The following is a 17,376-nucleotide window of genomic DNA, read 5'->3' on the forward strand; positions in this document are numbered from 1 at the left end:
TACGGCGTCTTTTGCCCCGAGGCTTTCCAAGGGGCGCTCATCATAACAGGACGGCCCCGCCCAAGACAGCGGCCGTCATAGGGACGCAAGCCGCCATGCAAGTGAAACACCTGCTGCTGATCGCCATCCTCGCCATGACTGCTGCTTGCTCGTCAACAAAGGAAGTCGTCGACGAAAACCTGAGCGAGGTCGAGCTGTACCAACAAGCTCAGACCGACCTGAACAACCACAGCTACACCAGCGCCACGGCAAAGCTGAAGGCACTGGAGTCGCGGTATCCGTTCGGGCGCTACGCCGACCAGGCCCAGCTCGAGCTGATCTACGCCAACTACAAGAACGCCGAGCCGGAAGCTGCCAAGTCCGCCGCCGAGCGTTTTATCCGCCTGCACCCGCAACACCCGAACGTGGACTACGCCTACTACCTCAAGGGCCTGACCTCGTTTGACCAGGACGTTGGCCTGCTGGCGCGCTTCCTGCCGCTGGACATGACCAAGCGTGACCCGGGCGCTGCCCGCGACTCCTACAACGAGTTTGCCCAGCTGACCAGCCGCTACCCCAACAGCCGCTACGCGCCTGACGCCAAGCAGCGCATGATCTACCTGCGCAACCTGCTGGCTTCCTACGAGATCCACGTAGCCCACTACTACCTGACCCGTCAGGCGTATGTCGCTGCCGCGAACCGTGGCCGCTATGTAGTGGAAAACTTCCAGGAAACCCCGTCCGTGGGTGACGGCCTGGCCGTGATGACCGAGGCTTACCAGCGCCTGCACCTGGACGCCCTGGCCGCTACCAGCCTGGAAACCCTGAAGCTCAACTACCCGGACCACCCAAGCCTGAAGGACGGCCAGTTCGTACCGCAGGTAGCCGAAGCGGACAACCGCTCGTGGTTGAGCAAATACACCCTGGGCCTGATCGAGTCCCGTCCACCGCTGCCGCCGGGCGAAACCCGCGCCAACCAGGACATTATCAAGCAATACCAGGACGCCAAGGATTCGATTCCATCGGACCTCAAGCCTCGTGACGAAAACGGCGACATTATCGAAGAGCAAGGGCCTCAAGCCCTGGGCAACAACGAAGACCGCTCGTGGTTCAGCTACATGACTTTCGGTATCTTTGACTGATTTTTCGCTGCGATGCAAAAAAGGGAGACCCTCGGGTCTCCCTTTTTTTGCCTGCGATTTAATTCCGCTGTGCGCCTGTCACGTCCTTGGCTAAACTGCTGAATTCCTTGTCGAGAAGCTGCCCACCATGGTTCGTCTACTGTTCTGGATTGCCGTTATTGCTGCCGCGGTATGGTTTTGGCGCAAATTCAAAAGCCCGGCCGCCAAACAGCAGCGGCCCAGCGAACCCGGCACGATCCAGATGGTGCGTTGCGCCCACTGCGGTCTTCACCTGCCACAGGACCGAGCCTTGAGCCTGCGCCAGGAATGGTATTGCACCCAGGCGCATCTGGAGCAAGGGCCGAAGGCTATCCAGCGCTGATTCGGCCTGCCGGCGCGTACGGTGTCGGATCAATGATCGGCTGACGCCCCAGCAATAAATCGGCGAACAACTGGCAGGACGCCGGCGCCAGCACCAGGCCATTGCGGTAATGCCCGCAGTTGAGCCACAGCCCTTCAAACCCGGGCACCTTGCCAATATAGGGAATGCCTTCCGGCGAGCCGGGCCGCAAGCCGGCCCAATGTCCCACCACTTGAGCATCGGCCAGGGCCGGGATCAACTCGACGGCAGAGGCCTTCAGGCTTTCCAGCGCGGAATCGGTGGGGGTCTTGTCGAAGCCTTCATGCTCCAGCGTGCTGCCGATCAGAATGTGCCCGTCGCGCCGGGGAATCGCATAACGACCCTTTGCCAGGACCATGCACGACAAAAAGTCCGACGCGCATTTGTACAAGATCATCTGGCCCTTGACTGGCTCCACGGGCAGCGCCAACCCCAGGCTGCCCAGTAACTCACCGCTCCAGGCACCGGCGGCGAGCACTACCTGATTACCACGGATCGGCCCAAGCGCCGTGTTCACACCAACAATCTTCCCACCTTCCTGAATAAACCCATCAACCGCGCACTGCTCGTGAATCGTCACGCCTGGCAGGGCCAACAAGGCCGCCTTGAGGGATTTGACCAGTCGCGGATTACGCACATTGGCCACATCCGCCATATAGATCGCCTGGGAAAACCCGGTACCCAACACCGGCACAGCGTCATGGGCAGCTGAAACATCCACCTTGCTCAACGGACGGCCTTCGCGGGCGGCCCAGGCAAGCGCCTCGGCTTCATCGTCCAGATCCAACCAATACAGGCCCGTGGTGTGAACTTCCGGATCAACGCCAGTCGCTGCAAACAGACGCTCCGCGAGTTGCGGGTAAAAGTCCTGGGACCAATGCGCCAGGGCAGTTACCGCCGGGCTGTAGCGCCACGGGTACAGTGGGGAAACAATGCCGCCGCCTGCCCACGAAGACTCCTGCCCGACCGCCGAACGATCCAGCAGCACCACCGCCTGCCCCTGGGTCGCCAGGTTGAACGCCGTCAACAACCCGATTACCCCACCACCCACAACCACTACTTGCTGTTGCTTAGCCATTGTTCGATCCAGCCGATAAAAAGAAAAAGGCACGCCCGGCGCCCAATCGTCCAGCTTCCTCATCATTGCCCCCAGCACGCCTTGCGGGTCATATCAGGCGCGGCTCCCGGATTGCTTCGCGCACCGGTACTGCTCAGGCTGAAGGCGGCACAGGGATCGCCGGCCATCACCGAGTCAATCGCCGGTGTGGCAAGCAGAATGAAATCCTGAGGGTTCAATGCAGGGGTGATTCTATAGCGATCATTGCCGGCGATGACGCCGGTCGCATCAATAAAAGTGCCGTTCCTCGCGTAATAGCGCTCAAGGAGTTGGGCCTGTTCAGTCAGCAACCCGGCAATTTCCGCACGATAGACCTTTTTCATATGGCTGGTATACCCGGGATAGGCAACCCCTGCCAGGAGGCCGATGATCGCCACGGCGATCAATAATTCGATCAGGGTGAAGCCTGTGCAATCCTTGCTCATCGTGCTGTTCACCTATTGAAGTTGCCGCCACATGATTCGTCGAAAACGCTCATCGGGGCCGCTGCCGACGCGCGCATACACAGATTCCAGGACCGATCGCGAGTGACCACTGACACCCACCGACGTCACGCGATAGAGAGTGGCCTGGATGTCTGCCGGGAGATGGGCCAAGCCCGTCCCCGGCCCCAGGTTTTGAATACCGTAGATGCCATCCTTCATCCCGATCCAAGTGACCGTCGACACGGGGTTCGTCCCGGGCCCCGCGACCGAAACCGACTCGGCAGGTGGCGCGCACGCGGCAATCGAGCGACAAGGGTGCAGGGCAAACCCGGGCGCCTGCACCACAGACTCGCCAAGCCTGAGGCCGCTTTCGGCCAGCTGAAACGACTGGTTGCGCTGGCGAACACCGCCGGTCATTTTTTCTTGCGAGATTGCCCCCTCCATCGAAGACAACCCGAGCAGCGCCAACAGCAGCAGAAAGACCAGGCTGATCAGCAACACCATGCCTGCCTGCCTTGAACGGGAGAAGTCATAAACCATGGGCCCGCTACTCCAGACGATTACGCAGCGCCGCTACAACGCTATAGGTCTGGTCTTTCACCAACCCCGCCGGATCCTGAAGCGTCAGTAAAATCCGCACACTACGTATCAGCGACTCATCGCCGGGGTTGGGATCATATCGGGTGACAACCGTCGAGCCCGCCTTCCCGGCCACCCCGAAACTGATATCGAACGCCCCCACGTTATCCACAAGCACCGCCTTGCTCGGGGCCGCCAGCGTGCTGAACTTCAATTGCCCGCCCTCGAAGGTGTACGTCAGCCTGCGCAGTGGAAAGCGGATCTGCCCGGGCGCGGGTGCCGGCGCGCTCCCCGCATAGGCTTGGGCAGCAACGGTGCAGTCGGAGAGCACTGTCCAATCGGGCTTGCTGCCGCCCTCTCCGACGTCAGCGGTCACCAGCGTCAGAGACCGGGAGCTGCCGGTGGCACTCCAGCCGATGGGCCGATCGAAACCCGCAGGCGCGTTGCTGATCGAGGCCGTGGACAGGCAACCGAACATGCCTGCCTGGCGTATTTCCTGAATCAGCTTGCCGAGGACGAACCGTGCATCATCCTGCAGCAGCGAAGCTGCACGCTGACTGGCATGAGTGATTCGGGAGCTGAGCGCAATCTGCGTCACGCCCAGGATCAGCACCAGGCCGAGGGCCAATGCCAGCAGCATCTCCACCAGACTGAAACCGCGACCTGGGCATCTCATGGCCGCACCCTCGGGTCGACGGCAACCCGACTGGTCAGGGTAAATGTTTCCCGGGCCCCTTGAGCCTTCGCGCCACGGGAGTCGTCCCAACTGATACTGATCGTCACCTCGCGCTGATTGACCACCACCGAACCCTTGGCGCTCTCCCCGGCAAATCCTGCGATGTTGGCTTCGAAATCGTGCAGGTCCAGATCACGGACACTCGCGACCGAAGTACTCGCAGGCGCGCGCTCGCTCTGTGCCCACGAATAATCGGCACCGGAGTTGGCACGGATCCGGTCAAGCATGTCGTACGCAATGAAACTGGCCTGACTGGTCATCCTGGAACTGTCGGTGTATTTCAACGAATTGAGCTGAATCACCGCCGCCCCCAGCAGGCCAATGGCCAGGATCAGTACAGACACCAAAACCTCGACCAGGGTCATCCCGACCTGGGTCGGTCGAGGGTGAAATATTGCAGGGCACGTATTCATTACCGTCGCCATCCATGTCGAAGGTCGTCAAAAAAAGCAGCGGGAAATCCGCAGTGCGACGCAAGACTAGCGCCGGTCTTGCCCAAGCGCTGCACCCCGGAACAAAGCGAAATACTTTGGACTAAATGGCCACCATTCGACGCCCCGTCCCGGGCGCTATAACTATGTCTGCCATCCGGCACCGACTGAAAAAGCACACCGCGTCCACGGAGGGACGGCACATGAAACAACGAGGTTTCTCGCTGATCGAGCTGATACTGGGCCTGTTCCTGAGCGGCATCCTGGCCAATCTGGCAGTGCCGAGCCTCAAGGGGCTGCTTGAGTCGCAACGACGCCAGGGCGCCGCCGAATCCCTTGCCAGCGGGGTGCGTTATGCGCGCACGGAAGCCATCGCACGCAATCGCACGGTGGTCATCCATGCATTGGACGATGACTGGAGTCGGGGATGGAGGGTAATACTGGACCTGAACGGTCGCGGCCATCTGGACGACGACAACCCGGTGCTGCTGGAGCGCCAGGACAGTGGGCAGATACCAATTGTGGGGAATACCCCGGTGAGAACCCAGATACGCTTCAGCGGCCTGGGTGAACCGCTGCTATCAGCAGGGGCGTTCAGTGCTGGCACGGTTCACGTGTGTGCCACGGACCAGCAATTGAGCCTGTATCAGATAGTGCTGGCAGCCAGCGGGCGCATCAGCCTGCGCAGTAACAAGACCGAGCAGGCGTTGTGCCGGGGCTACGCCGGCACGTTGGGGCTCAGAGCAGCGAACGAACCCGCAGCTCCTTGGGCATGGAGAAAGTGATGTTCTCTTCACGACCAGCCAGCTCATCGGCACCGGTTGCGCCCCAGGCCTGCAATTGTTGAATCACGCCACGCACCAGCACTTCCGGGGCCGAGGCACCCGCAGTGATACCAATGCGCTCGACACCGTCGAACCAGCTGCGCTGCATGTCTTCGGCACCATCGATCAGGTAGGCCGGAGTCGCCATGCGCTCGGCCAGCTCGCGCAGCCGATTGGAGTTGGAACTGTTCGGACTGCCCACCACCAGTACTACGTCGCATTCGTCAGCCAATTGCTTGACCGCATCCTGGCGGTTTTGCGTGGCGTAGCAGATGTCATCCTTGCGTGGCCCGCCGATGGCCGGGAAACGCGAGCGCAAGGCATCGATGACGCGGCTTGTGTCATCCATGGACAAGGTGGTCTGGGTGACGAAGGCCAGCTTTTCAGGGTTGTGCACCTGCAAGGCGGCGACGTCTTTTTCATCCTCTACCAGGTAGATCGCGCCGCCATTACTGGCGTCGTACTGGCCCATGGTGCCTTCGACTTCCGGGTGACCGGCGTGGCCGATCAGGATGCATTCACGACCATCACGGCTGTAGCGCGCAACTTCGATGTGCACCTTGGTCACCAGCGGGCAGGTAGCGTCGAACACTTTCAGGCCACGGCCTGCAGCTTCAGTACGCACCGCCTGGGAAACGCCGTGGGCGCTGAAGATGACGATAACGTCGTCCGGCACCTGGTCCAGTTCTTCAACGAAGATGGCGCCGCGACTGCGCAGGTCTTCGACCACGAATTTGTTATGGACGACTTCATGACGCACATAAATCGGCGGCCCGAAGACTTCCAGGGCGCGGTTGACGATTTCAATCGCCCGGTCCACGCCGGCGCAGAAGCCACGGGGGTTGGCGAGTTTGATTTGCATGCTGTGCCTCGTGTCTTGCAACGCAAGAAATTGGAACATTGCGGCGCCGTTTACCAGCGCCGGCTTCGTCAGTCAGAGCGCTTTAACGTCGATGATTTCAACATCAAAGGTCAAGGTTTTCCCGGCCAACGGGTGGTTGAAGTCGATGGTCACTTGCGCGTCATCAAAGGCTTTCACCACACCTGGCAGCTCGGTATTCGCCGCATCATTGAAGATCACCAGCAAGCCTTCCGACAGCTCCATGTCCTGGAACTGCGAACGCGGGATGATCTGCACGTTTTGCGGGTTGGGCTGGCCAAAGGCGTTTTCCGGCAGGATCTGCAGGTTGCGCTTGTCGCCGGCCTTGAAACCGAACAGGGCCGCTTCGAAACCCGGCAGCAGGTTGCCGTCACCGACCTTGAAGGTCGCCGGGGCCTTGTCGAACGTGCTGTCGACCGTGTCGCCATTCTCCAGGCGCAATGCGAAATGCAAGGTGACTTCCGTGTTCTGGCCGATGCGTTGCTCAGCCAATACCTGTTCAGTCATGAACGGTCTCTCCGGTTTTCTTACTTTTGAACATATCCAACGCCAGCATGATTGCACCGACGGTGATAGCGCTGTCAGCAAAGTTGAACGCCGGGAAGTACCAGCGGTTCTGCCAATGCACCAGAATGAAGTCGATCACATGGCCCAGGGCGATGCGGTCGTACAGGTTGCCCAATGCGCCACCCAGCACCAAGGCCAGCGCGACGGCCAGCCAGGTGTCATCGCGCCCCAGACGCTTGAGCCAGACCACCAGCACCGCACTGACCACCACGGCGATCAGGGCAAACAGCCAGCGCTGCCAGCCGGAGCTGTCAGCCAGGAAGCTGAACGCAGCGCCGGTGTTGTAGGCCAGGGTCCAGCTGAAGTAGTCGGGAATCACCACGATCTGCTGGTACATCTGCAAGGCGCCTTCGAAATGAGCCTTGCTGAGCTGGTCAATGACCAGCACCAGCACGCTCAGTACGAGCAAGCCCAGGCGTCCAAAACGACTGGCTTTAGGCATAGTGACGAACCTCGCCAGCGCCAGAGATGTTGTCGACGCAGCGACCGCAGATTTCCGGATGCTCCGGGTTCACACCGACATCTTCACGGCAGTGCCAGCAACGGGCGCACTTGGCGAAGGACGACTTGACCACTTTGAGCTTGAGGCCCGGGACTTCAGTCGCGACGGCATCCGCAGGGGCTTGAGCAAACGGCGCCAGGCTGGCGGTGGACGTGATCAAGACAAAGCGCAGTTCGTTGCTCAGCTTGGCCAGGTCGGCGGTCAGGCCTTCCTCGGCAAACAGCGTGACTTCGGCCTGCAAGTTGCCGCCAACGGCCTTCGCCGCGCGCTGCACTTCCAGCTCCTTGTTCACCGCAACCTTGACCGCCATCACGCCTTCCCAGTACTCGCGGCCCAGCTCGAAGTCGGCCGGCAGTTCGGTCAGGCCTTCGTACCAGGTGTTGAGCATCACAGACTCGTTACGCTCGCCCGGCAGGTATTCCCACAGCTCGTCGGCGGTGAAGGCCAGGATCGGCGCGATCCAGCGCACCAGCGCTTCAGAGATATGGTACAGCGCGGTCTGCGCCGAACGGCGGGCCTTGCTGTTGGCGCCGGTGGTGTACTGGCGGTCCTTGATGATGTCGAGGTAGAAACCACCCAACTCCTGCACGCAGAAATTATGGATCTTCGAGTAGACGTTCCAGAAGCGGTATTCGCCGTAGTGCTCTTGCAACTCGCGCTGCAGCAACAGGGTACGGTCCACGGCCCAACGGTCCAGGGCGAGCATGTCCTCGGCCGGCAGGATGTCGGTGGCCGGGTTGAAACCAGTCAGGTTCGACAACATGAAGCGTGCGGTGTTACGGATCCGGCGGTAGGCATCGGCGCTGCGCTGCAGGATCTGCTCGGACACGGCCATCTCGCCCGAATAATCGGTAGAGGCCACCCACAGGCGCATGATGTCGGCGCCCAGGGTGTCGTTGACCTTTTGCGGCGCGATCACGTTGCCCAAAGACTTGGACATCTTGCGACCGTTCTCGTCGACGGTGAAACCATGGGTCAGCAACTCGCGGTACGGGGCGTGATCGTCGATCGCACAACCGGTCAGCAACGAGGAGTGGAACCAGCCACGGTGTTGGTCGGAGCCTTCCAGGTACAGATCGGCGCGCGGGCCGGTCTCGTGACCCATAGGGTGCGAGCCACGCAATACGTGCCAGTGGGTGGTACCCGAGTCGAACCACACGTCGAGGGTGTCGCTGATCTTGTCGTACAGCGGCGCTTCGTCGCCCAACAGCTCGGCGGCATCCAGCTTGAACCAGGCTTCGATACCCTCTTGCTCAACGCGCTGGGCAACCACTTCCATCAGCTCGACGGTACGTGGGTGCAGCTCGCCGCTTTCCTTGTTCAGGAAGAACGGGATCGGCACGCCCCAGTTGCGCTGGCGGGAGATGCACCAGTCCGGACGGTTGGCGATCATCGAGTGCAGGCGCGCCTGGCCCCAGGCCGGGACGAACTTGGTGTCTTCGATCGCCTTGATCGCACGCTTGCGCAGGGTTTCGCCGCTGGTCGGCTCTTTGTCCATGCCGATAAACCACTGCGCGGTGGCGCGGTAGATCAGTGGGGTCTTGTGGCGCCAGCAGTGCATGTAGCTGTGGGTGATGGTTTCGGTGTGCAGCAGCGCACCGACTTCAGCCAGCTTGTCGACGATCGCAGGGTTCGCCTTGAAGATGAACTGGCCACCGAAGAACTCCAGGGACGGCGCATACACCCCGTTGCTTTGCACTGGATTGATGATGTCGTCGTTGACCAGGCCGTACTGCTTGCAGATCACGAAGTCATCTACGCCATAGGCAGGCGAGCAGTGAACCACACCAGTGCCGGCGCCCAGTTCAACGTACTCGGCCAGGTAGATTGGCGACAGACGGTCGTAGAACGGGTGACGGAAGTTGATCAGCTCCAGCGCGGAGCCGGTAGTGGTCGCGATCACCGAGCCCTGCAGGTTGTAGCGGGTCAGGCACGACTCAACCAGCTCTTCAGCCAGCACCAGCAGCTTGTCACCGACGTCTACCAGGGCGTAGGTGAATTCCGGGTGCACGTTCAGCGCCTGGTTGGCCGGGATGGTCCACGGGGTGGTGGTCCAGATCACGATGGAGGCTGGCTTGGCCAGGCTCGCCAGGCCGAACGCTTCGGCCAGCTTGACCTCGTCGGCGATCGGGAAGGCCACGTCGATGGTCGAGGACTTTTTGTCTTCGTATTCCACTTCTGCTTCGGCCAGGGCCGAGCCGCAGTCGAAACACCAGTTCACGGGCTTGAGGCCCTTGAACACGAAACCGCCCTTGACGATTTCGGCCAAGGCACGGATTTCACCGGCCTCGTTCTTGAAGTCCATGGTCTTGTACGGGTTGGCCCAGTCGCCCAACACACCCAGACGGATGAATTCGGACTTCTGCCCTTCGATCTGCTCGGTAGCGTAGGCACGGCACAGTTCGCGGGTTTTATCCGCGCCCAGGTTCTTGCCGTAGGTCACTTCGACTTTGTGTTCGATCGGCAGGCCGTGGCAGTCCCAACCCGGAACATAAGGCGCGTCGAAGCCCGAAAGGGTTTTCGAGCGGACGATCATGTCCTTGAGAATCTTGTTCAGCGCATGACCGATGTGAATCGTGCCGTTGGCATAAGGAGGGCCGTCGTGCAGGACGAATTTCGGACGATCCTTGCCAATCTCGCGCAACTTTCCGTACAGGCCAATACTGTCCCAGCGCTGCAGGATCTGCGGTTCGCGCTGTGGCAGGCCGGCCTTCATTGGGAAGGCGGTGTCCGGAAGGTTTAGCGTGGCTTTATAGTCGGTCATTTAAGGCTCTTCATTAGCGATGGGCGCTAGGTGCGGCTAGTGCACGGGCGGCGGCGACATCCGCATTGATCGCCGTTTTCAACGCCTCCAGGGAGGCGAAACGCTGCTCTTCACGCAGCTTTTGGTGGAAAGCCACCGTCAAACGCCGGTCATACAGATCACCGGCAAAATCCAAAAGGTGAACTTCCAGGTGGGCTTTGCCATCACCTGCAACCGTGGGCCTGACGCCTATGTTGGCGACTCCGGGCCACGATTGGCCGTCGATGTCGACACTCACCAGGTAAACCCCGGTCAGCGGCACACGACGGCGCTTGAGTTGCACGTTGGCGGTTGGCGTGCCCAGTTGGCGCGCCAGCTTCTGGCCGTGCAGGACCCGCCCGGCAATCCGGAACGGGCGACCGAGCAAACGCTCGGCCAAGGCGAAGTCGGCAGCGGCCAGGGCGTTACGCACCTGGGTACTGCTCACGCGCAGGCCGTCCAGTTCGACGGTTTGCGCGGCTTCGACGGTAAAACCCTGGGTGACGCCGGCCTGCTGCAGGAAATCGAAATCCCCTACCCGGTCGCAACCGAAACGGAAGTCGTCGCCGACCTCCAGGTGCTGCACGCCCAGGCCGTCCACCAGGATACGGTCAACGAACTCGGCGGCACTGAGGCTGCGCAAGCGCTGGTTGAAAGCCAGGCAGAGGACACGGTCCACGCCCTCTTCCGCCAGCAGTTGCAGCTTGTCCCGCAGGCGGGCCAGACGTGCCGGCGCCGTTTCCGGGGTAAAGAATTCGCGGGGCTGTGGTTCAAAAATCACCACACAGCTGGGCACGCCCAACTCAACCGCACGCTCACGCAGGCGGGCCAGGATAGCCTGGTGGCCACGGTGAACACCGTCAAAGTTGCCAATAGTGGCGACGCAGCCCCGATGCTGGGGGCGCAGGTTGTGGAGACCTCGAACCAGCTGCATAACGCGCTTCTTGCTCATAAAGTGGTCGATTATAACCACACCCGGCCCCGGACGACAGGCAACAGCGCAGGCCATTTGTGCGAATCGATAAAACAACCGCTTTATCGACGAAAAGTCTCTAGCTCAGCGACTTGCGATTGAAATCCCGCAAGCGGAAGCCCATCAGCAGCAACATGCCGAAGTACACCGCTACGCCAGCCACCACTAACACACCGAGGCGCATGAAGCGCTCCAGCATATGGCCCTGATCCCAGGCGGGCATGAAGTGCATCAGGCCCAGCAGCACCGCCGCCATCGCGCCCACGGCCACCACCAGCTTGAGCGCGAACGGGCCCCAGCCCGCCTGCGGCTGGAACATTTTCTGTTTGCGCAGCTGATAAAACAGCAGCCCGGCATTGATGCAGGCACCCACACTGATCGCCAGCGCCAGCCCGGCATGCTTCAACGGGCCAATGAACGCCAGGTTGAGCAGTTGCGTCACGATAAGGGTGAAGATCGCGATTTTTACCGGGGTGCGGATATTTTGTTGAGCATAAAAGCCAGGAGCCAGCACTTTGATCACGATGATGCCCAACAGCCCGACGGAGTAGGCAATCAGCGCACGCTGGGTCATTGAGGCGTCAAACGCGGTGAACTGGCCGTACTGGAACAGCGCAACCGTCAGCGGCTCGGCGAGCAACCCCAAGGCCACGGCGCACGGCAGCACCAGCACGAAGCACAAGCGCAGGCCCCAATCGAGGATCCGCGAATACTCGTGACGGTCCTTGCTGGCATAGGTACGGGACAACGTTGGCAGCAGGATGGTGCCGAGCGCCACGCCCAGCACACCGGACGGCAATTCCATCAGGCGGTCGGCGTAATACATCCACGACACCGAACCCGAGACCAGCAACGAGGCGAAGGCGGTGTTGATGATCAGCGAGATCTGGCTGACGGAAACCCCGAGGATTGCCGGCAGCATGTTGCGCATCACCCGCCAGACACCGGTGTCCTTGAGGTTCAGCCGCGGGAGCACCAGCATGCCGATCTTCTTCAGGTGCGGCAGCTGATACAGCAGTTGTGCCAGGCCACCGGCCAGGACCGCCCAGCCCAGAGCCATCACGGGCGGATCGAAGTACGGCGTCAGGAACAGCGCAAAAACAATCATGCTGACGTTAAGCAGGGTTGGCACAAACGCCGGCACCGAGAAGCGGTTCCAGGTATTGAGGATCGCCCCGGCCAGGGACGACAGGGAAATCAGCAATATATAAGGAAAGGTCACCCGCAACAGGTCAGTGGTCAGGGCGAATTTTTCCGGCGTATTGGCAAAGCCGGGAGCCGTGGCCCAGATCACCCAGGGCGCGGCGAGCATGCCCGCGATCGTCACCAGCGTCAGCACCAGCGTCAGCAAACCCGAAACATAAGCAATAAAGGTGCGGGTCGCCTCCTCGCCTTGCTGGGCCTTGTATTCCGCCAGAATCGGCACGAAGGCCTGGGAAAAAGCCCCTTCGGCGAAGATCCGCCGCAGCAGGTTGGGCAGTTTAAAGGCAATAAAGAAGGCATCCGTGGCCATGCTGGCGCCAAAAATACGTGCCAGCAGCGTGTCACGCACAAACCCCAGAACCCGGGAAATCATGGTGATAGAGCTGACGGCGGCCAACGATTTGAGCAGGTTCATTGAAAGAGTTTTTGCCTATAGATAAAGAGCAGGCGAACAAACGGCCCACATATGCGATACTCCGCGCCTGCAACAAGCACAGAGCCAAAGCTCGCGAGTTTACAGGTCAAGCGCCGGAAATAAATCACCCGCCTCTTAAGATCGACCACTCAGCAGTTCGCATCACACGCCCTTGACAAGACTTCAACTCATCGGCATGATTCGCGGCCTATTTTGTTTGCTATTTCCTAAAAAGTCTTTCGAGGAGCTCGACGGTGGCCAACACACCTTCCGCCAAAAAACGTGCAAAACAGGCTGAGAAGCGTCGCAGCCACAACGCCAGCCTGCGTTCCATGGTTCGTACCTACATCAAGAATGTAGTTAAAGCCATTGACGCAAAAGACGCTGAAAAAGCTCAAGCTGCTTACGTTCTGGCCGTGCCAGTTATCGACCGTATGGCCGATAAAGGCATCATCCACAAGAACAAAGCTGCTCGCCATAAAGGTCGTCTGAATGGCCACATCAAGGCTCTGAACCTTGCTGCTGCAGCCTAAGCGATAAGCTTGTTAAAAAACCGACCCCAGGGTCGGTTTTTTATTGCCTGCAATTTGGGCAAGCCAAAAAAAGAGCCGGCATGCCGGCTCTTTTAGAGATTTACTGCGCCGTAGGCCACGGCAGGATCGGAATCGCCGTCACCGCATTCTGCGGGCTGCCTTCGATCAAGCGGTCGCTGTAGACCAGATACACCAGGGTATTGCGCTTCTTGTCGAGGAAACGCACCACCTGCATGGTCTTGAACACCAGGGACGTGCGCTCCTTGAACACCTCATCCCCATCCTTCAGCTCGCCCTTGAAGCGAATCGCGCCCACCTGACGACAAGCAATCGACGCCTCGGCACGATCTTCCGCCAGGCCCAGGCCACCCTTCACCCCGCCAGTCTTGGCGCGAGACAGGTAGCAGGTCACGCCATCCACCTTCGGATCATCAAAAGCCTCGACCACGATCCGGTCATTGGGGCCGACGAACTTGAACACCGTCGACACCTGGCCAATCTCTTCGGCCGACGCCAGCAGCGGCATCGCCAACAGCAAACCGAGCAACCCCTTCATTACGCGCATCGAGACTTCCTTTTTACTTAAACCAGAATCAGGTTATCCCGGTGAACCAGCTCCGGCTCAGCCATGTAACCCAACAGACCGACAATCGCTTCAGACGACTGCCCAATGATTTTCTGCGCCTCAAGGGCGCTGTAATTGGCCAGGCCACGGGCAATCTCGCGACCGTCCGGCGCCACACACACCACCATCTCGCCACGGCGGAAACTGCCCTGGACCAATTTCACACCCACCGGCAGCAGGCTTTTGTTGCCTTGAGACAACGCCGACACCGCACCCGCATCCAGCACCAGCGTACCGCGCGTCTGAAGATGCCCTGCCAGCCACTGCTTGCGCGCCGCCAGCATGCCGCGCTCGGGCGACAGCAGCGTACCGATGCGCTCACCCGCCTTCAGGCGATCCAGCACACGCTCAATCCGGCCACCCACGATGATAGTATGCGCGCCGGAACGCGCCGCCAGCCGCGCCGCACGCAGCTTGGTCTGCATACCGCCACGCCCCAGGGCACCACCGACACTGCCGGCCACCGCATCCAGCGCCGGGTCATCTGCACGGGCTTCGTAAATCAGCTGGGCATCCGGGTTATTGCGCGGGTCAGCGTCGAACATGCCATCGCGATCCGTGAGGATCACCAGCAAGTCAGCTTCAACCAGGTTAGCCACCAGGGCCGCCAGGGTATCGTTGTCGCCGAAACGAATTTCGTCGGTCACCACGGTGTCATTCTCGTTGATCACCGGGATCACCTTGAGTTCAACCAGGGCGCGCAAGGTGCTGCGGGCATTCAGGTAGCGCTTGCGGTCAGACAAGTCGTCATGGGTCAGCAGAATCTGCGCCGTGTGGCGACCGTGCTCGGCAAAGCTGGACTCCCAGGCCTGCACCAGGCCCATCTGACCGATGGCGGCAGCGGCCTGCAGCTCGTGCATCGCGCTGGGTCGCGCGGTCCAGCCGAGACGGCTCATGCCCGCGGCAACTGCCCCGGACGACACCAGCACCAACTCAACGCCAGCCTCATGCAACGCCACCATCTGGTCCACCCAGACGCTCATGGCCGCACGATCCAGCCCCTTGCCATCCGCCGTCAGCAGCGCGCTACCGATCTTAACGACCCAACGCTGCGCACCTGTCACCTTGCTCCGCATCATCTTCAACCTTAGATAGAGGGCCGCGCGACCCAGCGCCGCCCATAACGTTATTCGTGACTACCGATTTCCAGATACCAAAACGCCGCTCGATTGAGCGGCGCTTAAGTTTACTGCAACGAATCAGTCGCGCACGTAAATGATTTCCGGGCCATCTTCATCATCCACGTCTTCTTCGTCCCAATCGTCGTCACCGATGTCATGGACCGACTTGACGCCACTGCGACGCAGCGCACGCTGGTCATCCAGCGCTTGCAACTGGGCACGGGCTTCGTCTTCGATGCGCTGATCCAGCTCGGCCAGCTCCGCCTTGTAGACAGGGTCGGCCGCCAGGCGATCGGCACGGTCTTCGAGGTAGCGCATGATATCGCGAGTGAGGCGCTCAGTGCCTTCTTTGGCAATGGCCGAGATCACGTAGACCGGACCGGTCCATTCCAGGCGATCAACGATTTCCTTGACGCGCTCTTCGTGCTCTTCCTCAAGGATCTGGTCGCACTTGTTCAGTACCAACCAACGGTCACGCTCAGCCAGGGACGGGCTGAACTTGGTCAGCTCGCTGACAATCACTTCTGCAGCGTCCGGCGCACTGGTGTCATCCAGCGGCGCCATGTCGACGAGGTGCAGCAGCAAGCGGGTACGGGACAAGTGCTTGAGGAAACGAATCCCCAGGCCCGCGCCATCGGAAGCACCTTCGATCAGGCCCGGGATATCCGCAACCACGAAGCTTTTCCAGCGATCGACACTGACCACACCCAGGTTTGGCACCAGGGTAGTGAACGGGTAATCGGCAACTTTCGGCTTGGCAGCAGACACCGAGCGGATGAACGTACTTTTGCCAGCGTTCGGCAGACCCAGCAGACCCACGTCAGCCAACACCTTCATTTCCAGCTTGAGGTCACGCTGCTCGCCCGGCTTGCCCGGCGTGGTCTGGCGTGGCGCACGGTTGGTACTGGATTTGAAACGGGTGTTACCCAGACCGTGCCAGCCGCCATGAGCCACCAGCAAGCGCTGACCGGCTTTGGTCAGGTCGCCGATGATTTCCTGGGTCGCGGAGTCGATCACGGTAGTGCCGACCGGAACCCGCAGGACCAGCTCTTCGCCTTTTTTACCGGTGCAGTCGGTGCTGCCGCCGTTAGAGCCACGCTCGGCATCAAAGTGCCGGGTGTAACGGTAATCCACCAGGGTGTTGAGGTTTTCGTCGGCGACCATGTAGACCGAGCCGCCATCGCCACCATCACCACCGTTGGGACCACCGTTTTCGATGAATTTTTCCCGACGGAAACTCATGCAACCGTTACCGCCGTCGCCAGCTTTTACTCGGATCGAAACTTCATCAACGAACTTCATAACAAAACGCCTCTCGTCGCATGGACGAGCTTAAGAAACCAAGACATAAGACTCTTGCAAAAATGAGCGCAGCGACCTCAAGCAACGACCGCAAATCCACTGCCTTCACCCATCACAAACAGCTTTGCAAGAGACTCACCCCACAAACGAAAAAGCCCCGTCGCGAGACAGGGCTTTTCCAGCAACTACGTAATTATGCCGCGACGACTTCAGTCTTCGGGACAATGCTCACGTAACGGCGGTTGAAAGCGCCTTTTACTTCAAACTTGATCACGCCGTCGATTTTAGCGAACAGAGTGTGATCTTTACCCATGCCAACACCGTAACCGGCGTGGAATTGGGTGCCGCGCTGACGCACGATGATGTTGCCCGGAATGATAACCTGGCCGCCATACATCTTCACGCCAAGGCGTTTGGCTTCTGAGTCGCGACCGTTACGGGTACTACCACCAGCTTTTTTGTGTGCCATGAGTCAATTCTCCTAGTGAGGAATTAGGCTGAAATTAAGCCTGAATACCGGTGATTTTGATCTCGGTGTACCACTGGCGGTGGCCCATACGCTTCATGTGGTGCTTACGACGACGGAACTTGATGATGCGGACTTTATCGTGACGACCTTGGGAGATCACTTCAGCCACAACGGTAGCGCCTGCAACAACTGGAGCGCCGATGTTCACGTCATCGCCATTGGCGACCAACAGAACGCGATCAAAGGTAACGGATTCGCCAGTAGCGATTTCCAGCTTCTCGATCTTCAGGTATTCACCTGGGGCGACCTTGTATTGCTTGCCACCAGTAACAATTACTGCGTACGACATGGTATTTCTCCGATAATCCTGCTCACCCAGCGCTTTATAAGAA

Annotated in this window: 20 protein-coding genes; 4 read left to right on the forward strand and 16 right to left on the reverse strand. The window is 60.1% G+C overall.

Annotation, left to right across the window (positions count from 1 at the left end; all coding sequences use genetic code 11):
• The first annotated feature begins 95 nt into the window (after window positions 1-95).
• Together HKK54_RS05645 and HKK54_RS05650 are read left to right on the forward strand one after the other, a co-directional pair.
• On the forward strand, window positions 96-1,121 hold the full coding sequence (locus tag HKK54_RS05645; RefSeq protein WP_008432851.1) for an outer membrane protein assembly factor BamD: 1,026 nt from the start codon (window positions 96-98) through the stop codon (window positions 1,119-1,121).
• Window positions 1,122-1,248: 127 nt separating this feature from the next.
• Window positions 1,249-1,482 carry a PP0621 family protein gene (locus HKK54_RS05650; protein ID WP_010174976.1) on the forward strand — a complete coding sequence of 78 codons (234 nt, stop codon included), beginning with the start codon at window positions 1,249-1,251 and terminating at the stop codon, window positions 1,480-1,482.
• Here the strand turns inward: HKK54_RS05650 and thiO are convergent.
• The 5 genes from thiO to pilV form a co-directional block, all read right to left on the reverse strand.
• Window positions 1,469-2,578 (reverse strand): glycine oxidase ThiO, encoded by a 1,110-nt coding sequence (thiO, locus tag HKK54_RS05655; protein ID WP_169386335.1) that lies wholly within the window; start codon window positions 2,576-2,578, stop codon window positions 1,469-1,471. The two genes, HKK54_RS05650 and thiO, sit on opposite strands and share 14 nt — an antisense overlap.
• Window positions 2,579-2,640: 62 nt before the next feature.
• On the reverse strand, window positions 2,641-3,042 hold the full coding sequence (locus HKK54_RS05660; RefSeq protein ID WP_169386336.1) for a type IV pilin protein: 402 nt from the start codon (window positions 3,040-3,042) through the stop codon (window positions 2,641-2,643).
• A gap of 12 nt (window positions 3,043-3,054) precedes the next feature.
• Window positions 3,055-3,582, reverse strand: a complete 528-nt coding sequence (locus tag HKK54_RS05665; protein WP_010174970.1) for a pilus assembly PilX family protein — start codon at window positions 3,580-3,582, stop codon at window positions 3,055-3,057.
• A gap of 7 nt (window positions 3,583-3,589) precedes the next feature.
• Complete coding sequence (locus HKK54_RS05670) at window positions 3,590-4,297, reverse strand: PilW family protein (RefSeq protein WP_169386337.1); 708 nt, start codon at window positions 4,295-4,297, stop codon at window positions 3,590-3,592.
• Window positions 4,294-4,770: a type IV pilus modification protein PilV gene (pilV, locus tag HKK54_RS05675; protein ID WP_169386338.1), complete on the reverse strand. Its 477-nt coding sequence runs from the start codon at window positions 4,768-4,770 to the stop codon at window positions 4,294-4,296. The genes HKK54_RS05670 and pilV overlap by 4 nt, the downstream gene beginning before the upstream one ends.
• Before the next feature lie 221 nt (window positions 4,771-4,991).
• On the opposite strand from pilV, the gene HKK54_RS05680 reads away from it, so the two are divergent.
• Complete coding sequence (locus HKK54_RS05680; protein WP_169386339.1) at window positions 4,992-5,573, forward strand: GspH/FimT family pseudopilin; 582 nt, start codon at window positions 4,992-4,994, stop codon at window positions 5,571-5,573.
• Here HKK54_RS05680 and ispH read toward each other — a convergent pair.
• From ispH to murJ, 6 genes are all read right to left on the reverse strand, one after another.
• The gene (ispH, locus tag HKK54_RS05685; RefSeq protein WP_010174963.1) at window positions 5,527-6,474 is read right to left on the reverse strand and encodes a 4-hydroxy-3-methylbut-2-enyl diphosphate reductase; all 948 of its coding nucleotides are present in this window, start codon (window positions 6,472-6,474) and stop codon (window positions 5,527-5,529) included. The two genes, HKK54_RS05680 and ispH, sit on opposite strands and share 47 nt — an antisense overlap.
• A 72-nt stretch (window positions 6,475-6,546) precedes the next feature.
• Window positions 6,547-6,984 carry an FKBP-type peptidyl-prolyl cis-trans isomerase gene (gene fkpB, locus HKK54_RS05690; protein WP_003215879.1) on the reverse strand — a complete coding sequence of 146 codons (438 nt, stop codon included), beginning with the start codon at window positions 6,982-6,984 and terminating at the stop codon, window positions 6,547-6,549.
• A gap of 7 nt (window positions 6,985-6,991) precedes the next feature.
• Window positions 6,992-7,501 (reverse strand): signal peptidase II, encoded by a 510-nt coding sequence (gene lspA, locus HKK54_RS05695; RefSeq protein WP_010174962.1) that lies wholly within the window; start codon window positions 7,499-7,501, stop codon window positions 6,992-6,994.
• Window positions 7,494-10,325 (reverse strand): isoleucine--tRNA ligase, encoded by a 2,832-nt coding sequence (gene ileS, locus HKK54_RS05700; RefSeq protein WP_169386340.1) that lies wholly within the window; start codon window positions 10,323-10,325, stop codon window positions 7,494-7,496. Before ileS ends, lspA begins: the two co-directional genes overlap by 8 nt.
• 13 nt (window positions 10,326-10,338) lie before the next feature.
• Window positions 10,339-11,277 (reverse strand): bifunctional riboflavin kinase/FAD synthetase, encoded by a 939-nt coding sequence (gene ribF / locus HKK54_RS05705; protein ID WP_076014011.1) that lies wholly within the window; start codon window positions 11,275-11,277, stop codon window positions 10,339-10,341.
• A 118-nt stretch (window positions 11,278-11,395) separates the two neighbouring features.
• Window positions 11,396-12,934 carry a murein biosynthesis integral membrane protein MurJ gene (gene murJ / locus HKK54_RS05710; RefSeq protein WP_010174959.1) on the reverse strand — a complete coding sequence of 513 codons (1,539 nt, stop codon included), beginning with the start codon at window positions 12,932-12,934 and terminating at the stop codon, window positions 11,396-11,398.
• A gap of 254 nt (window positions 12,935-13,188) precedes the next feature.
• On the opposite strand from murJ, the gene rpsT reads away from it, so the two are divergent.
• Window positions 13,189-13,467, forward strand: a complete 279-nt coding sequence (gene rpsT / locus HKK54_RS05715) for a 30S ribosomal protein S20 (RefSeq protein WP_003215870.1) — start codon at window positions 13,189-13,191, stop codon at window positions 13,465-13,467.
• 100 nt (window positions 13,468-13,567) lie between these two features.
• Here the strand turns inward: rpsT and HKK54_RS05720 are convergent, their stop codons facing one another.
• The 5 genes from HKK54_RS05720 to rplU all read right to left on the reverse strand — a co-directional run bounded on the left by HKK54_RS05720 (window position 13,568) and on the right by rplU (window position 17,333).
• Complete coding sequence (locus HKK54_RS05720; RefSeq protein ID WP_008432835.1) at window positions 13,568-14,032, reverse strand: CreA family protein; 465 nt, start codon at window positions 14,030-14,032, stop codon at window positions 13,568-13,570.
• 17 nt (window positions 14,033-14,049) lie between these two features.
• On the reverse strand, window positions 14,050-15,168 hold the full coding sequence (gene proB, locus HKK54_RS05725) for a glutamate 5-kinase (RefSeq protein WP_010174957.1): 1,119 nt from the start codon (window positions 15,166-15,168) through the stop codon (window positions 14,050-14,052).
• Between the two features lie 123 nt (window positions 15,169-15,291).
• Window positions 15,292-16,515, reverse strand: coding sequence for an Obg family GTPase CgtA (cgtA, locus tag HKK54_RS05730; protein WP_010174956.1), 1,224 nt, complete (start codon window positions 16,513-16,515; stop codon window positions 15,292-15,294).
• Window positions 16,516-16,708: 193 nt separating this feature from the next.
• Window positions 16,709-16,984, reverse strand: a complete 276-nt coding sequence (rpmA, locus tag HKK54_RS05735) for a 50S ribosomal protein L27 (RefSeq protein WP_003215862.1) — start codon at window positions 16,982-16,984, stop codon at window positions 16,709-16,711.
• Between the two features lie 34 nt (window positions 16,985-17,018).
• Window positions 17,019-17,333, reverse strand: a complete 315-nt coding sequence (rplU, locus tag HKK54_RS05740; RefSeq protein WP_003176051.1) for a 50S ribosomal protein L21 — start codon at window positions 17,331-17,333, stop codon at window positions 17,019-17,021.
• Between the last annotated feature and the right edge of the window lie 43 nt (window positions 17,334-17,376).

Source organism: Pseudomonas sp. ADAK13 (genome assembly GCF_012935715.1).
GTDB lineage: Bacteria > Pseudomonadota > Gammaproteobacteria > Pseudomonadales > Pseudomonadaceae > Aquipseudomonas.

What these genes read in the sequence shown, in the direction of transcription:
- HKK54_RS05645 (WP_008432851.1), top strand. Translation starts at nt 96, where the DNA reads ATGCAAGTGAAACACCTGCTGCTGATCGCCATCCTCGCCATGACTGCT.
- HKK54_RS05650 (WP_010174976.1), top strand. Translation starts at nt 1,249, where the DNA reads ATGGTTCGTCTACTGTTCTGGATTGCCGTTATTGCTGCCGCGGTATGG.
- thiO (WP_169386335.1), bottom strand. Translation starts at nt 2,578, where the DNA reads ATGGCTAAGCAACAGCAAGTAGTGGTTGTGGGTGGTGGGGTAATCGGG.
- HKK54_RS05660 (WP_169386336.1), bottom strand. Translation starts at nt 3,042, where the DNA reads ATGAGCAAGGATTGCACAGGCTTCACCCTGATCGAATTATTGATCGCC.
- HKK54_RS05665 (WP_010174970.1), bottom strand. Translation starts at nt 3,582, where the DNA reads ATGGTTTATGACTTCTCCCGTTCAAGGCAGGCAGGCATGGTGTTGCTG.
- HKK54_RS05670 (WP_169386337.1), bottom strand. Translation starts at nt 4,297, where the DNA reads ATGAGATGCCCAGGTCGCGGTTTCAGTCTGGTGGAGATGCTGCTGGCA.
- pilV (WP_169386338.1), bottom strand. Translation starts at nt 4,770, where the DNA reads ATGAATACGTGCCCTGCAATATTTCACCCTCGACCGACCCAGGTCGGG.
- HKK54_RS05680 (WP_169386339.1), top strand. Translation starts at nt 4,992, where the DNA reads ATGAAACAACGAGGTTTCTCGCTGATCGAGCTGATACTGGGCCTGTTC.
- ispH (WP_010174963.1), bottom strand. Translation starts at nt 6,474, where the DNA reads ATGCAAATCAAACTCGCCAACCCCCGTGGCTTCTGCGCCGGCGTGGAC.
- lspA (WP_010174962.1), bottom strand. Translation starts at nt 7,501, where the DNA reads ATGCCTAAAGCCAGTCGTTTTGGACGCCTGGGCTTGCTCGTACTGAGC.
- ileS (WP_169386340.1), bottom strand. Translation starts at nt 10,325, where the DNA reads ATGACCGACTATAAAGCCACGCTAAACCTTCCGGACACCGCCTTCCCA.
- ribF (WP_076014011.1), bottom strand. Translation starts at nt 11,277, where the DNA reads ATGCAGCTGGTTCGAGGTCTCCACAACCTGCGCCCCCAGCATCGGGGC.
- murJ (WP_010174959.1), bottom strand. Translation starts at nt 12,934, where the DNA reads ATGAACCTGCTCAAATCGTTGGCCGCCGTCAGCTCTATCACCATGATT.
- HKK54_RS05720 (WP_008432835.1), bottom strand. Translation starts at nt 14,032, where the DNA reads ATGCGCGTAATGAAGGGGTTGCTCGGTTTGCTGTTGGCGATGCCGCTG.
- proB (WP_010174957.1), bottom strand. Translation starts at nt 15,168, where the DNA reads ATGCGGAGCAAGGTGACAGGTGCGCAGCGTTGGGTCGTTAAGATCGGT.
- cgtA (WP_010174956.1), bottom strand. Translation starts at nt 16,515, where the DNA reads ATGAAGTTCGTTGATGAAGTTTCGATCCGAGTAAAAGCTGGCGACGGC.
- rpmA (WP_003215862.1), bottom strand. Translation starts at nt 16,984, where the DNA reads ATGGCACACAAAAAAGCTGGTGGTAGTACCCGTAACGGTCGCGACTCA.
- rplU (WP_003176051.1), bottom strand. Translation starts at nt 17,333, where the DNA reads ATGTCGTACGCAGTAATTGTTACTGGTGGCAAGCAATACAAGGTCGCC.